This is a genomic window from Adlercreutzia sp. CNCM I-6207 (genome assembly GCF_977072305.1).
This window is the reverse complement of record NZ_CDRVLZ010000022.1, coordinates 1-14,657: the sequence shown is the minus strand read 5'-3', so window position 1 is coordinate 14,657 and position 14,657 is coordinate 1. Positions and strand designations below refer to the sequence as shown.

The following is a 14,657-nucleotide window of genomic DNA, read 5'->3' as shown; positions in this document are numbered from 1 at the left end:
AGACCATTTAGAAGTATAGAGTAGGAAAAGGCAATGGATATCATTCGCGCTATTGAGCAGCAGCAGATCAAGCAGGACCTCCCCGAGTTCCACGTGGGCGACAACGTGAAGGTTCACTATCGCATCACCGAGGGCAACCGCGAGCGTATCCAGGTGTTCCAGGGCGACGTCATCCGCCGTCAGGGCGAGTCGGTCCGCGAGACCTTCACCGTGCGCAAGATCAGCTTCTCCATCGGCGTGGAGCGCACCTTCCCCGTGCATTCCCCGAAGATCGAGAAGATCGAGGTCACCCGCAAGGGCGATGTGCGCCGTGCCAAGCTGTACTACCTGCGCAACAAGGTGGGCAAGGCCGCCAAGATCAAGGAGAAGGCGTTCCGCTAGGCCTTATCTTTTGTGTTCGCGAGGGCTCCTTCGGGGGCCCTTTTTCGTATTCCTCGCCGGTGGGAAGGAGCCCGAGGTGATTGATCTGACCGTCCCCGAGATCCGACGGAAGCTGCAGGAGGCCGATGCGGCCGCCTTCGCCGTGCTGGAGCGGTCGCTTGTGGCCGACACGCGCAAGGGCGTGCGGGCCGCCGTGGAGGTGGCGCGCCGCCGTCTTGAGGCCGAGGCCGCAGAGGAGGCGCGGCTCGCGGGGATGTACGCTTTCGAGCGGGAGCTCGCCGCCGAGCGGGGAGGGTCGGTGGTCATCGGGCTCGATGAGGTGGGGCGCGGGCCCTTGGCGGGGCCTTTGGCCGTGGGGGGCGTGGTGCTGGATGCGGACGACCCCATCGCCGGGCTCAACGACTCCAAGCAGGTGAGGCCGGAGGACCGCGAGGCCATCGCAGGCGAAGTGCGCCGGCGCGCCCGGGCGTGGACGGTGCAGTACGTGGAGCCGGCCGACATCGACCGGGTGGGCATGACGGCGGCCCTGCGCCGGGCCTTTGCCGCCGCCATTGCCGAGGTGGAGGCCCAGGGCGTCGCGGTGGATGTCGTGCTTCTGGACGGCAACCCGCTGCATCTTGATCCGCGGGAGGTGAACGTCGTGAAGGGGGACGGGAAGTGTGCCTCCATCGCCGCCGCGTCGCTCGTGGCCAAGGTGGCGCGCGATCATGTGATGGAGGCCTATGCCGAGCAGTACCCCGGCTACGGCTTCGAATCGAACAAGGGATACGGCTCCGAGGGCCATATGGCGGCCATCCGTGAGCGGGGGCTTTGTCCCATCCACCGGCGCAGCTTCTGCTCCTTCGCCGCCCAGGAGAGCCTGTTCTAGGGATTTTGCGACGTCGATGCGACGCTGTTGCGACACCAGTGCGGTTGGCGCGAGGAACGAAACGAGACATTCCCGCGTCATTTTTACGGTCGTGCTCGACTAAGGTGTGCTCCATCGAGAGGAAAGGAGCGCACCTTATGGCTGCGAGCAGTGAGGCGGGCGTGTTGGAGCGTCCCGCGATTAAGGAGAAGAAGCCCAAGTCCGCGCCGGCGCCCAAACGCAAGGCGAGGGAGGGATCGAGGAAGCGGCGGCCTGCCGACCCGAACGCCCAGGGACGCCGCAACCAGGCGCTGGGGGCGCGGGGCGAGGAGGCGGCCGCGCGGTTCCTCCAGCGCAACGGCTACACCATCCTCGAGCGCAACTGGACCTGTTTCGCCGGGGAGGCCGATATCATCGCCGTCAACGACGAGGCGCTCGTGTTCGTCGAGGTGAAGACGCGCCGCAACGCCGACAAGGGGCTGCCCAGCGAGGCGGTCACCCGGGCCAAGCGCGAGAAGTACGAGCGCATCGCCCTCGCCTACATCCAAGACCATTTCTTCGGCGAGGCCGTGGTGCGCTTCGATGTGGTGGCCATTATCGTGCTCTCCGACGACCGCGCCTTCATCCGGCACCATCTGGGCGCCTATTCGGTGGGTTGAGCCGTGGCGCGGGGTCAATGCGCCGTCATGGGGGCGACGGTTCGCGGCGTGGAAGTGGTGCCGGTGCGGGTCGAGGTGGTCGTTTCCGGCGGCCTGCCGGGCATGGCCATCGTGGGCATGCCGGATGCGGCCATCCAGGAGGCGCGGGAGCGGGTGCGCGCCGCGCTGCGGGCAGCGGGGTTCTCCATGCCGGGGGAGAAGATCGTCGTGAACCTGGCGCCGAGCCATCTGCGCAAGACGGGTTCGGGGTTCGACCTTCCCATAGCCTTGGGCATTCTGGCGGCCACGGGGCAGATCGATCCGGCTTGGGCGCGGGACGCGCTCTACGTGGGCGAGCTCTCGCTGGATGGGCGGGTGCGGCCGGTGGCGGGCACGCTCGCCTGCGCCATCTGCGCCCGGCGCCTCGGGCTGGACTTCGTCTGCGCCGCCGACAGCGATCCGGTGCCCTTAGACGACGTGCGGCTGCTCGCTATGACGTCGCTGGCCCAGGCGGCCCGTGAGGGAGGCGCGGCGGCGGTGCTGCCGGCCCACGGGGGACGGGCGGCCCCGGCGGCCGTCGAGGCGCTCGACTTCGCGGAGGTCGCGGGCCACGAGACGGCCAAGCGGGCCTTCCAGATCGCCGCGGCCGGCGGTCACGGGCTGCTCATGATGGGACCGCCCGGGTCGGGCAAGACCATGCTCGCCTCCCGAGTGCCCACCATCATGCCGCCGCTCTGTCCCGACGAGATGCTGGAGGCGGCCGTGGTCCATTCCGTGGCCGCCGAGCCCATCGATGCCATCATCGCGGGCCAGCGCCCCTTCCGCCATCCGCATCACAGCGCCACCTTGGCCGGGCTCGTGGGAGGCGGCAGCCCCCTGCGGCCGGGCGAGGTGTCCCTGGCCCACCACGGGGTGCTCTTCTTGGACGAGCTGGCGGAGTTCAAAAGCTCGGTTTTGCAGGGTATACGCCAGCCCATGGAGAGCGGATCGGTGATGCTCACCCGGGCCGACGGCAACGTGACCTTCCCGGCGCGGTTCGTGCTCGTGGCGGCCAGCAACCCGTGTCCCTGCGGGTACTTCGGCGACGAGGAGCGGGAGTGTACCTGCACGGTGCCCCAGATCCGGGGCTACCAGAACCGCATAGGCGGACCGCTCATCGATCGCATCGACCTGCATCTGGATGTCCGCCGCATTCGTCCGGCGGAGATTTTGGAACGGAGGCGGGGGACGAGCTCCGCGCAGCTGCGGGAGGGGGTGATGGCGGCCCGGGACTTCGCCTCGTGGCGCGCATCGCAGATGGCCGAGAAGGGGTCTGATGGCTCCATAGAGGCCTTGGCCGACGGGCCGCGCCGCTTCATGATCGCCCAGGCGGAGCTGCACGCCATGAGCGGCAGGGCCATCACGCGCACGCTCGCGGTGGCCCGCACCATCGCCGACCTGGCGGAATCCCAGGAAATCGAGAGCGCGCACATCGCGGAGGCCGTGAACTTCCGCGTGCGCGATGGAATAGGAGGAAAGTGACCGATGCCGGTGAAGGTAATGAGATTGGAAGGGGAGCGCTTCGAGCTTGCCTTGGAGGATTCGCTGTTCCCGAAGGCGCTGAAGAGCATACCCCACCCGCCGGCGCGCCTGTACGGTGTGGGCCGCCCCGGCGCGCTGGCCGAGGGACTGGCCGTCGTGGGTGCGCGGCGCGCGACGCCCTACGGGCGCGGCTGCGCCAAGCGCTTTGCCGCGGCTGCCGCCGAGCGCGGCGTCGCCATCATCTCCGGGGGCGCGCGGGGCTGCGACGCCGTGGCCCACGAGGCGGCCCTGGCCGCGGGCGCGCCCACGGTGGCCTTCCTCGGTGGCGGCTGCAACCAGCTGTACCCGGCGGAGAACGCGGGGCTCTTCCAGCGCATCGTGGCGGCCGGCGGCGCGGTGGTCTCCGAGCACGAGTGGGACTTCCCGCCCCAGCCCCACACCTTCCGCGCCCGCAACCGGCTCATTGCGGGGCTCTCCCGGGCCACGCTCATCGTGGAGGCGGGGCTGCCCTCGGGCACGTTCTCCACGGCCGACGAGGCGCTGCTCGCGGGCCGGGAGGTATGGGTGGTGCCCGGGGCCATCACCTCTGCGGCGTCGAAGGGGGCGAACCGCCTGCTGTACCAGGGGGCGCTTCCTATCGTCGACGACGATGCCTTCGCCGACGCGCTCTTCTCAACCTTCGGTTGTCTGAAGGAGCAGCGGGCCGAGGCTGCGGACGATCGCGGCAAGGCGAGCCAGCCCTATCGCGGGGAAGAAGCCCTGCTCTCGGCGCTCCAGGCCGAGCCCTTGGGCATGGAGGCCCTGCGCCAGCTGGCCGAGGACCATGCTCCGGCTGGCGACACGTTCACCTGGCTCATGATTTGGCTCGCCGAGGCCCAGCGCGACGGGCTCATCGCCCAGTACCCCGACGGGCGCTACGGCCCGCATCCGGCCCTGCGGACGGCGGTGTAGGCCATGGCTGTGTCAATAGGGAGAAGCTGGGGCGCCCAAGCGGAATTGACGGGCCTTGCGGCACCGTTGTTTGGTATCCTTTTGCCCCATGAGCAATACGGTAACCATAGTAGGCGCAGGACTGGCGGGCAGCGAGGCGGCCCTGAGCCTCGCCTCGCGCGGAATCTCCGTGCGCCTTGTCGAGATGCGCCCCGCGCATCCGACCGCCGTGCACCATACGGGGGACGCGGCCGAGCTCGTCTGCTCCAACTCGCTCAAGAGCACCAAGCCCGACAGCGCAGCGGGGCTCTTGAAGGCGGAGCTCGCGACTCTGGGATCGCCGCTGATCGCGGCGGCGAGACGCCATGCGGTGGCCGCGGGCGGCGCGTTGGCGGTGGATCGGGTGCTGTTCTCCCGGGACGTGACGCGCCAGGTGGAGGAGCATCCCCTCATTGCGGTGGAGCGCCGCGAGGCGACGGACATCCCCTCCCTTGCCGCCGGCTCGGACGCGATCGTCTTGGCGAGCGGCCCGCTCACCTCCGATGCGCTCTCGTCGTCGCTTATGGCCCTGACGGGGCGAGACGCCCTGGCCTTCTACGACGCCGCGGCGCCGGTGGTGATGGCGGATTCCATCGACTTCGGGAAGGTGTTTCGCCAAAGCCGCTACGAGGACGCCGGTGCCGGCGGGGACTACCTGAACGCCCCGTTCACCCGGGAGGAGTACGACGCCTTCATCGAGCAGCTGCTTTCGGCCGAGCGCGTCATCGCGAAGGACTTCGAGACCCGCGAGCTGTTCCAGGCCTGCCAGCCCATCGAGGAGATAGCCCGGGCCGGCCGCGACGCCCCGCGCTTCGGCACCCTGAAGCCGGTGGGGCTCACCGATCCGCGCACGGGGCGCCGCCCTTGGGCGGCTTTGCAGCTGCGCGCCGAGGACGCCCACGGCGCCAGCTACAACCTCGTCGGGTTCCAGACCAACCTCACCTTCCCCGAGCAGCGCCGCGTGTTTCGCATGATCCCCGGCCTGGAAGAGGCGGAGTTCGCGCGCTACGGCGTCATGCACCGCAACACCTTCATCGACGCGCCGCGGCTGCTCGACCGTCGTAACCGGCTCGTCACGCCGCAAGCGGACGTCCTCGGCGTCCCCGTCTACGTGGCGGGGCAGCTTGCCGGCACCGAGGGCTACTGCGAGGCCATCCGCAGCGGGCTGCACGTCGCGCTGGCCGTGACCGCCGACCTTGCGGGGATCGCGCTGCCGGAGCTGCCGACGGAGACGGTGTTCGGGGCGCTTCTGGCCTACGCCACGGATCCGGCGACGAAGGACTACCAGCCCATGCACGTGAACTTCGGGCTCATGGCTCCGCTCTCGTCCCCGGTGCGCAACAAGCGCGCCCGCTACCAGGCCTACGCCGACCGCGCCAACGAGGCGCTTGCGGGCTACAAGGAGGCCCTGGCCGAGGCGGGGCTGCTGCCGTGACGGGGCGCAAAGGCGCTGGCGGCGGAAACGCCGCCGACGGGGCGCCGCTGCCCGGCGAAGAGGCGGTGGCGCGGTTCGGCGATCACCTCGCCTCCGAGATGGGCGCCTCGACCCATACGGTGCGCGCCTATCGCGAGGACATGGAGGCCTACCTGCGCTGGGCGCAGCGGGCGGGCGTCGATCCGCTCGCTCCCACCTACCGCCAGCTGAGGCGCTACCTCGCCGAGCTCGACCAGGCGCGCTACGCCCGCACCACCATCAAGCGGCACCTGTCGTCTCTGCGTACGTTCTTCCGCTGGGCGTGCGTGACCGGTCTCGCCCCGGCCGATCCCGCCAGCGTGCTGTCGGCCCCCAAGGTCGACCGCCGGCTCCCGAAGGTCGTGTCCGACGGCGACGTGGAGCGCCTGCTGGCCGTCTACGGCCCGGCCGACGCCGACGGCGCGCCCCGCGAGCAGACGGCGGCGCAGATGCGCGACGCGGCGCTCCTGGAATTCCTGTTCTCCTGCGGCGCCCGCGTCTCCGAGGCCTCCGGGCTCCTCCTTTCCTGGGTGAACTTCCCCGAGCGCGAGGTGAAGGTGTTCGGCAAGCGCGCCAAGGAGCGCATCGTGCCCTTGAGCCGCCGGGGCGCCGAGGCCATGGCCCGCTATCTCGAGAAGGCGCGGCCGGAGCTGCTCGGCGACAGGCAGAGCGACTACTTCTTCGTCAGCAACCGGGGCAACCAGATGAAGCCCGACGGCATCCGCAAGATGTTCAAGCGCGCTCTGGCCGCTGCGGGGCTGGACGAGTCGCTCTCGCCCCATGCCCTGCGCCACTCCTTCGCCACCGACCTTCTGGAGGGCGGCGCCGATCTGCGCAGCGTCCAGGACATGCTGGGGCACGCGAGCCTCACCACCACGCAGATCTACACCCATGTGACCCCGGAGCGCCTGAAGGAGATCCACGGCCTCGCCCATCCGCGCGCGTAAGTCGCCTCCTACGGTTGGGCGCACTGCGGCCGATATGCGCGTAATTTACAAACGGCGAACAGGGGCGTTGCGCGGGGTCATCGGGGCGGTTGCGCCATCGTGACTAGTGGCTTTTTCGGGTCTTCCCCTCCTGTGTTTTGTGCAAGAATCACGGTGACGATCCAGATGGATCGTCGATCGGACGGATTGCGCGGAAGGGAGGAGCCATGAGTCGCAAGAAGGCGAAGATGCTGTTTTGGGCGGCGCTCGTCGTGCTCGCCTACATTCCCTACCTCATGCAGTCCGCCAGCCACGCCGTCATGTAGCTTCCGGATACGCCACAGCGGAAACCCACACAGGAGCCCTCGGGGGAGAGGGCTCCTTTTGCGCTCGCTGTCGGTTGCGGGGAGCGCTTGGCCAGCTGCTCGCGGCGCCCGCCGTCGGCGGCTTTAAGGCGGCGGCGGGCGGCACGGGACTCCGAACCCTCGCGCGGCTTGCGGGGCCGTTTCATCGCTGAGTGGAAAACTCAGCGCAATCCCTTGAATTCCCCTGAAGCGAGGTTCATACTTCACCCACCCTTTCGGGATATCCGTTCCCGCGAGGCAGGCTGGCACATCTCGTTCAAACGGAGGAAAGGATGCACAAAGAGGAGCTCACCGACGGGCAGTCCCTGCGCGGGTTCGCGCTCGCCACCATCGCGTTTCTGGCCATTTTCGCCGCCACGGCGATCCCGATTCCCCTCTATGCCGACTACCAGGCCACCATCGGGCTCACCACGGCGGATATCTCCAACACGATGTTCACCTACCTCACCGGCGTGGCCTTGACGCTCTTGCTCGCCGGGCGCATCTCCGACGCCTTCGGGCGCACTCCCGTGACCAGCCTCACCCTCATGCTCGCCATCGTCGGCTGCATCATGTTCATGATGGCCGACAGCGGCGCGGCCGTGCTCGCCGCCCGCTTCGTCCAGGGCCTCTCGGCCGGCTTCGGCATGAGCGCCGTGTCCGCCCTCGTCATCGACTGCGTGGGGGAGAGACACCTCGGCTGGGGGTCTACCGTTGCCAGCTGCGGTGCCATGGTGGGCATCATGATCGGGTCGGTGGCCGTGGGCATCCTCTACGACATCGTGCCGAGCATCGCCGTGCTCTACGGCATCATGATCGTCATCCTGGCCGTGTGCCTGTTCCTCATGCCCGTGGTGCACGAGCCCCTCGACCAGACGCTCTCGCTGCGCGCCGTCATGAGGGTGCGCGTCTACATCCCCACCGACAACCGGCGTCTGTTCGCCGTGGTGGCCGTGTGCTACCTGGCCACCTGGCTCGTCTCCTGCTTCTACCAGTCGTTCTCGGCGCCCATCGCCCAGCAGTGTTTCGGCGAGACCTCGCCTCTGGCCGGGTCGGTCATTCTGGCCCTCATCATGGCGCCGTCGCTTCTCGGCGGCCCGCTCGTGCAGCGCTTCGAGCCCAAGCGCACCCTCGTCGTCTCCATGGCGGTCGTGACGGCCACCACGGCGCTGATGGCGCTATGCGTCCTCATGGGCGCCGAGCTTCTGTTCATGGGCGACTGCGCCCTGTTCAGCTTCGCCATGGGCGTGGCGGTGTCCGTGTCGCTGCGCCTTCTGCTTCTGCGCGTGAGCGTGCTGCGCGTCTCGGCCATCCTCGCCTCGGTGAACCTCGTGGCCTACGCCGGCTCGGCGATCACCGGCGTGGTCTGCGGCATCCTTCTGGAGGCGACCTCCTTCGCCTTCGTGTTCGCCGCCATGGCCGCCGTGCTCGTCGCCGCCAGCCTGTTCGTGGCGATCTGCCTGCGAGCGCCCAGCGAGAAGAAGAAGGACGGCCGCCTCACGCTGTCCCGTTTCCGGAAGATGAAGGGCATGGGGGAGTCCTCGGCGCCCGAGCCCGCGACGGGGGAGGCCGTTCCCGAGGATGCCTCCGTCGCTGCCCCCGCGCTCATATAACCTGAGCGCTCATCTATGCAAAATCCGTGAACCCGAACAAAAGTTCCCTAAATTGCTAGCCAGCGGCCGCGCGAATCGGTAGAATACGCAGGCGAAACAAGAGAATTCGGCAACGGGCGGCCCGCGCGGCGCCCGTTGCTTCACGTCTGCGAAGGAAATCCAGCCAATGGCCAACGAGATCGTCATCAAAGGCGCCCGCGAGCACAACTTGAAGGACGTCGACCTGACTATTCCCCGCGACGAGCTGGTCGTCATCACGGGCCTTTCCGGCTCCGGCAAGTCCAGCCTCGCCTTCGACACCATGTACGCCGAGGGGCAGCGCCGCTATGTGGAGAGCCTCTCCAGCTATGCCCGCATGTTCCTGGGCCAGATGTCCAAGCCCGACGTGGACTCCATCGACGGCCTGTCGCCGGCGGTGTCCATCGATCAGAAGACCACGTCGAAAAACCCCCGCTCCACCGTGGGCACTACCACCGAGATCTACGACTACCTGCGCCTTCTGTTCGCGCGCGTGGGCGTGCCCCACTGCCCCGAGTGCGGCCGCGAGATCAAGAAGCAGACCACCGACCAGGTGACCGACGATATCCTGCGCCTCGGCGACGACGCCCAGGGCGAGTCGACGAAGGCCATCCTCATGGCCCCGGTGGTGGCCGGCCGCAAGGGCGAGTTCACGAAGCTCTTCGCCGATCTGCAGAAGGAGGGCTTCTCCCGCGTGCGCATCGACGGCGAGATCGTGAAGCTTTCCGGTGAGCCCGTCACCCTGAACAAGAAGATCAAGCACTTCATCGACGTGGTGGTCGACCGCGTCACGCTGAAGGAATCCGCCCAAAGCCGCATCGCCGAGGCCGTGGAGCTGGCCTGCAAGCTGGCGCAGGGCCGCGTGCTCGTGCAGGTGCTCGGGCCGGACGGGAAACCGCTCGGCGAGGCCGGGGGCACCTCCTCGGGCGCCACGGGCGGCCTCGGGGAGGGAGAGCATTTGTTCTCGCTGGCCCTCGCGTGCCCCGAGCACGGCCACTCCATGGACGAGCTGCAGCCCCGCGACTTCTCCTTCAACGCCCCCTACGGCGCCTGCCCCGACTGCCTCGGCATCGGCAGCCGCGACGAGGTGGATCCCTCGCTCGTGGTACCGGATCCGTCCCTCACGCTGAACGAGGGCGTCATCGCGCCGTTCAAGAGCGGCAACTACTACCCCCAGGTGCTGCGCGCCGTGGCCCAGCATGTGGGCACCGACGCCGACACCCCGTGGGAGGACATGCCGAAGAAGGCCCAGAAGGCGCTCTTGCATGGCCTCGGCAACGAGAAGGTGCGCGTTGACTACCGCACCGTGGACGGCCGCGACACCTACTGGTACATCGAGTGGGAGGGCGTGCTCGCCGCGGTGAAGCGCCGCTATACCGAGGCCCAGTCCGACGCCCAGCGCGAGAAGCTGTCGGCCTATTTCGCCACGGTGCCCTGCGAGACCTGCGGCGGCAAGCGCCTGAAGCCGGAGGTCCTCGCGGTCACGGTGAACGACAAGTCCATCCACGACGTCACGGAGATGTCGGCGGCCGAGTCGCTGGCGTTCTTCGAGGGGCTGCACTTCACGGGCCAGGCGGCGGTCATCGCCCTGCCCATCGTGAAGGAGATCCGCGAGCGGCTGCGCTTCCTCGTGGACGTGGGCCTGGACTACCTCACGCTGGAGCGGGCCACGGCCACGCTCTCCGGCGGCGAGGCCCAGCGCATCCGGCTCGCCACCCAGATCGGCGCCGGGCTCATGGGCGTGCTCTACATTCTGGACGAGCCCTCCATCGGGCTTCACCAGCGCGACAACGAGCGGCTCATCGCCACGTTGGAGCGCCTGCGAGACTTGGGCAACACCGTGGTGGTCGTGGAGCACGACGAGGACACCATCCGGGCGGCCGACTTCGTGGTGGACATGGGCCCGGGCGCCGGCGAGCACGGAGGCCACGTCATCGCGGCGGGGACGCCGGCGGAGGTCATGGCCACGGAGGGCTCCGTCACGGCCGACTATCTGTCGGGGCGCCGCCGCATCGCGGTACCGGAGGCTCGCCGCAAGCCGGGCCGCGGCACGCTGAAGATGACCGGCGCCAAGGAGAACAACCTGCAAAACGTCACGCTGGAGGTGCCCATCGGCACGCTCACCGTGGTCACGGGCGTCTCCGGCTCCGGCAAGAGCTCCCTTATCACCGACACGCTGGCGCCGGCGCTCGCCAACCGGCTGAACCACGCCCATCGCCGCACCGGGCCCTACCGCAAGATCACGGGCCTAGAGAAGCTGGACAAGGTCATCAACATCGACCAGAGCCCCATCGGGCGCACCCCGCGCTCGAACCCGGCCACCTACATCGGACTGTGGGACGACATCCGCGCGCTGTTCGCCAGCACGGCCGAGGCCAAGGCCCGCGGCTACGCGCCGGGGCGCTTCTCCTTCAACGTGAGCGGCGGCCGCTGCGAGGCCTGCAAGGGCGACGGCCAGATCAAGATCGAGATGCACTTCCTCCCCGACGTCTACGTGCCCTGCGAGGTCTGCAACGGCGAGCGCTACAACCGCGAGACGCTGCAGGTGACCTACCGCGGCAAGAACATCTCCGAGGTGCTCGACATGACCGTCGAGGACGCCCTGCACTTCTTCGAGAACATCCCGGGCATCAAGCGCAAGCTGCAGACGCTCTTCGACGTGGGCCTCGGCTACATCCGCCTGGGCCAGCCGGCGACCACGCTCTCCGGCGGCGAGGCCCAGCGCGTGAAGCTCGCCAGCGAGCTGCAGAAGCGCCAGTCCGGCAAAACGTTCTACATTCTGGACGAGCCCACCACGGGCCTGCACTTCGAGGACGTGCGCCAGCTTCTGGAGGTGCTGCAGCGCCTCGTGGACGCCGGTAACACCGTGCTCGTCATCGAGCACAACCTCGACGTCATCAAGTGCGCCGACCATATCGTGGACTTGGGCCCCGAGGGCGGCGACCGCGGCGGCACCATCGTCGCCCAGGGCACGCCTGAGGAGGTGGCCGAGGTGGAGGGCTCCTACACCGGGCACTTTGTCAAGCGCATGCTGGAGGCCGACCGCCAACTGGCCTCCCGTTAAGCGTCCGGCCCTATCCCGTAGGGGCAGACCTTGGTCTGCCCTTTCGAGTGGAATAACCTCGCTCGGGAGGGGCGACCAAGGTCGCCCCCTACGGAAATCCTCCGGCGATTAGGGTCGCCCCCTACGGAGATCAACCGGCGACCAAGGTCGCCCCCCGGTGAGGGAATATGGAACCTCGTGCCCCGTCGCGCCTTCGCGGCGGGGCTTCGGTATAATTTTCCCCATGAAGAAGCGTACCCGCGAAAAAGTCGCCCTGCTCGTGTTCGCGCTGCTCGTCGTGCTCGGCGGCAGCGTGCTTCTGCGCTACTTCGAGACGGGCCGCTCCTTCAACATGGCCGCCACCGCCGTGGACGACGCCTTCGGGCAGATGTCCGGATATACGGCCATCGTCTTCGACGGCACCTACGACGTCCTGGACGCGCTGCGCCCCACGAAGCTCCCCTCGGTGGACGGGGACGCCGACGAGCGTCCCGAGACGCTGGGCGAGATGGTGGCCGCCGAGCTGGCGCGGTTGCCGCTGTCCATGCGCGAGCGGCCCGTCTACGCCTCGGATGTGCGCTCGTTCTACGAGGAGAAGGGCGCCGGCGTCCTCACGCTGAACCTGGACGATCTCGCCCGCTACGAGAAGCCGCGCATCCTCATGGCCGGCGACCGCAAGATCGGCGTCGTGGCCGTGGACTACTACGCCTCGGCTCGTCAGCTGGAAAAGCTGCACGACGAGCTCGCGTCCGCCGGCGCCGAGTCCTTCGTCTGCCTCGTGCCGCGTCTGAGCTGCCTTGCGAGCACCGACGACTTCAACGTGGTCATCGTCACCGACGACGACCAGGCCGAGCCCGGCCGCGGCGAGGGCGAGGGAAACGCGCACATCGTCTACGCCCCGGAGCGCGGGCAGGTGGGCGTCGTGCTGCTCACGTCCCTGAACGTCCCCTCCTCGAAGGTGTACGCCTCGCTCTAGCCCGTTCGCCGCTCCCGCGTGCGCAAATTCGCGGGCTTTGTTTCGGCTCAGTTAATTAGTCATCGTTTGGAAATTCCCCGTTCTATAATGCGGCGCGAAGGCGGAGGTGCATCGTGGCACCGCCGCGAGCCCTTTCCGCATAAAGGAGGTTCCTTTGAGCTACGTCGACAACGTCATCGAACAGGTGAAGGCGAAGAACGCCGAGCAGCCCGAGTTCATCCAGGCCGTCACCGAGGTCCTGCAGTCCTTGGAGCCGGTCATCGAGGCCCATCCGGAATACGAGGAGGCAGCCCTCCTCGAGCGCATCGTCGAGCCCGAACGCGTCATCATGTTCCGCGTGCCGTGGGTCGACGATAACGGCAAGGTTCAGGTCAACCGCGGCTTCCGCGTGCAGTTCAACAGCGCCATCGGCCCCTACAAGGGTGGCCTGCGCCTGCATCCTTCCGTGAACCTCGGCATCATCAAGTTCCTCGGCTTCGAGCAGATCTTCAAGAACAGCCTCACCACGCTGCCCATGGGCGGCGGCAAGGGCGGCTGCGACTTCGACCCGAAGGGCAAGTCCGATATGGAGGTCATGCGCTTCTGCCAGGCCTTCATGACCGAGCTGTTCCGCCACATCGGCGCCGATACCGACGTGCCGGCCGGCGACATCGGCACGGGCGCCCGCGAGATCGGCTACATGTTCGGCCAGTACAAGAAGATCAAGAACGTCTTCGAGGGCGTGCTAACCGGCAAGGGCCTTTCCTTCGGCGGCTCGCTCGCCCGCACTGAGGCCACCGGCTACGGCCTGGTGTACCTCGTGGAGGAGTACCTGAAGTGCAACGGCGACTCCTTCGACGGCAAGACGGTCTGCATCTCCGGCTCCGGCAACGTGGCCATCTACGCCACGCAGAAGGCCCAGCAGCTCGGCGCCAAGGTGGTCACCGTGTCCGACTCCACCGGTTGGGTGTACGATCCGGCGGGCATCGATGTCGCGCTGCTCAAGCAGGTCAAGGAAGTGGAGCGCGGCCGCCTCACCGAGTATGCCGCCCGCCGCGAGGGCGTCGAGTACCACGAGGGCCGCGGCGTGTGGGTTACCCCCTGCGACATCGCGCTGCCCTGCGCCACCCAGAACGAGGTGCACATGGAGGACGTGGAGAATCTCGTGAAGAACGGCTGCAAGATCCTCGCCGAGGGCGCCAACATGCCCACCACCCTCGAGGCTACCGAGTACGTGCAGGAGCACGGCATTGTGTTCTTCCCGGGCAAGGCGGCCAACGCCGGCGGCGTGGCCACCTCCGGTCTGGAGATGTCCCAGAACTCCGAGCGCCTCTCCTGGACCTTCGAGGAAGTGGACGCGAAGCTCAAGGGCATCATGGTGAGCATCTTCCACGCCATCGACGACGCCGCCAAGCGCTACGGCCATGAGGGCAACTACGTCATGGGCGCCAACATCGCCGGCTTCGAGAAGGTCGCCAACGCCATGATGGCCCAGGGCATCGTGTAGGAAGAGCCGCGCGCTGACGTTACGAACGACCTGTGGGTCACGTGAAAAGAACCCCGGTGAGAACGAACCGGGGTTCTTTTGCGTTCTAGAGGCCGGCCTGCTGCTTGCAGTCGGCGAGGGCCTCGGCGACGGCGGTCTGCTGCTTGCAGCTGGCGGGGATCTTCGAAGCTGCGATCGAGTAAAACAAAAAAGCACATTTTCCAACTTGTGTGAGACGAGAAGTAAGGGGGTGTGGAATGCGGAAATAGAGTTTTACCAGTTCAAACGCTTGCTAATTTTCATACTTCATTTATGGAGCAATCGGTTTTAATCAGATATCTTGGAAAATGTGCTATTTTGGACTCGGGGGGTGCGGACGTTTTTCCGGACGGCCTAGGCGGCCAGCCCCAGCCGCCTCCTGCGGCCGGCTATCGTATCGTACACCTTGCGCCCTCCCTCGTCG

General features: G+C 67.7%; 11 protein-coding genes. All 11 read left to right on the top strand.

Going from position 1 to position 14,657, the window contains the following annotated elements; translation table 11 throughout:
* Nucleotides 1-33 precede the first annotated feature (33 nt).
* The 11 genes from rplS to gdhA all read left to right on the top strand — a co-directional run bounded on the left by rplS (nucleotide 34) and on the right by gdhA (nucleotide 14,215).
* Nucleotides 34-381 (top strand): 50S ribosomal protein L19, encoded by a 348-nt coding sequence (gene rplS / locus ACW4QM_RS10245; RefSeq protein WP_022739752.1) that lies wholly within the window; start codon nucleotides 34-36, stop codon nucleotides 379-381.
* Nucleotides 382-460: 79 nt separating this feature from the next.
* Nucleotides 461-1,249 carry a ribonuclease HII gene (locus ACW4QM_RS10240; protein WP_041715058.1) on the top strand — a complete coding sequence of 263 codons (789 nt, stop codon included), beginning with the start codon at nucleotides 461-463 and terminating at the stop codon, nucleotides 1,247-1,249.
* A gap of 137 nt (nucleotides 1,250-1,386) precedes the next feature.
* Entirely contained in the window at nucleotides 1,387-1,887 is a 501-nt protein-coding gene (locus ACW4QM_RS10235) for a YraN family protein (protein WP_455798421.1), read from the top strand.
* A gap of 27 nt (nucleotides 1,888-1,914) precedes the next feature.
* Nucleotides 1,915-3,387: a YifB family Mg chelatase-like AAA ATPase gene (locus ACW4QM_RS10230; RefSeq protein ID WP_455798420.1), complete on the top strand. Its 1,473-nt coding sequence runs from the start codon at nucleotides 1,915-1,917 to the stop codon at nucleotides 3,385-3,387.
* Between the two features lie 3 nt (nucleotides 3,388-3,390).
* Entirely contained in the window at nucleotides 3,391-4,338 is a 948-nt protein-coding gene (dprA, locus tag ACW4QM_RS10225) for a DNA-processing protein DprA (RefSeq protein WP_455798419.1), read from the top strand.
* Nucleotides 4,339-4,426: 88 nt separating this feature from the next.
* Nucleotides 4,427-5,791: a methylenetetrahydrofolate--tRNA-(uracil(54)-C(5))-methyltransferase (FADH(2)-oxidizing) TrmFO gene (gene trmFO / locus ACW4QM_RS10220; protein WP_455798418.1), complete on the top strand. Its 1,365-nt coding sequence runs from the start codon at nucleotides 4,427-4,429 to the stop codon at nucleotides 5,789-5,791.
* Nucleotides 5,788-6,756, top strand: coding sequence for a tyrosine recombinase (locus tag ACW4QM_RS10215; RefSeq protein ID WP_455798417.1), 969 nt, complete (start codon nucleotides 5,788-5,790; stop codon nucleotides 6,754-6,756). The genes trmFO and ACW4QM_RS10215 overlap by 4 nt, the downstream gene beginning before the upstream one ends.
* Nucleotides 6,757-7,372: 616 nt before the next feature.
* On the top strand, nucleotides 7,373-8,692 hold the full coding sequence (locus ACW4QM_RS10210) for an MFS transporter (protein WP_455798416.1): 1,320 nt from the start codon (nucleotides 7,373-7,375) through the stop codon (nucleotides 8,690-8,692).
* A 166-nt stretch (nucleotides 8,693-8,858) separates the two neighbouring features.
* Entirely contained in the window at nucleotides 8,859-11,774 is a 2,916-nt protein-coding gene (gene uvrA, locus ACW4QM_RS10205; protein WP_114539765.1) for an excinuclease ABC subunit UvrA, read from the top strand.
* 223 nt (nucleotides 11,775-11,997) lie between these two features.
* Nucleotides 11,998-12,729 carry a hypothetical protein gene (locus ACW4QM_RS10200; RefSeq protein WP_022739762.1) on the top strand — a complete coding sequence of 244 codons (732 nt, stop codon included), beginning with the start codon at nucleotides 11,998-12,000 and terminating at the stop codon, nucleotides 12,727-12,729.
* A 154-nt stretch (nucleotides 12,730-12,883) separates the two neighbouring features.
* The gene (gdhA, locus tag ACW4QM_RS10195; RefSeq protein WP_114539767.1) at nucleotides 12,884-14,215 is read left to right on the top strand and encodes an NADP-specific glutamate dehydrogenase; all 1,332 of its coding nucleotides are present in this window, start codon (nucleotides 12,884-12,886) and stop codon (nucleotides 14,213-14,215) included.
* Nucleotides 14,216-14,657 lie beyond the last annotated feature (442 nt).

Coding starts and splice junctions, on each gene's coding strand:
- rplS (WP_022739752.1), top strand. CDS start 34: ATGGATATCATTCGCGCTATTGAGCAGCAGCAGATCAAGCAGGACCTC.
- ACW4QM_RS10235 (WP_455798421.1), top strand. CDS start 1,387: ATGGCTGCGAGCAGTGAGGCGGGCGTGTTGGAGCGTCCCGCGATTAAG.
- ACW4QM_RS10230 (WP_455798420.1), top strand. CDS start 1,915: ATGGGGGCGACGGTTCGCGGCGTGGAAGTGGTGCCGGTGCGGGTCGAG.
- dprA (WP_455798419.1), top strand. CDS start 3,391: ATGCCGGTGAAGGTAATGAGATTGGAAGGGGAGCGCTTCGAGCTTGCC.
- trmFO (WP_455798418.1), top strand. CDS start 4,427: ATGAGCAATACGGTAACCATAGTAGGCGCAGGACTGGCGGGCAGCGAG.
- ACW4QM_RS10210 (WP_455798416.1), top strand. CDS start 7,373: ATGCACAAAGAGGAGCTCACCGACGGGCAGTCCCTGCGCGGGTTCGCG.
- uvrA (WP_114539765.1), top strand. CDS start 8,859: ATGGCCAACGAGATCGTCATCAAAGGCGCCCGCGAGCACAACTTGAAG.
- ACW4QM_RS10200 (WP_022739762.1), top strand. CDS start 11,998: ATGAAGAAGCGTACCCGCGAAAAAGTCGCCCTGCTCGTGTTCGCGCTG.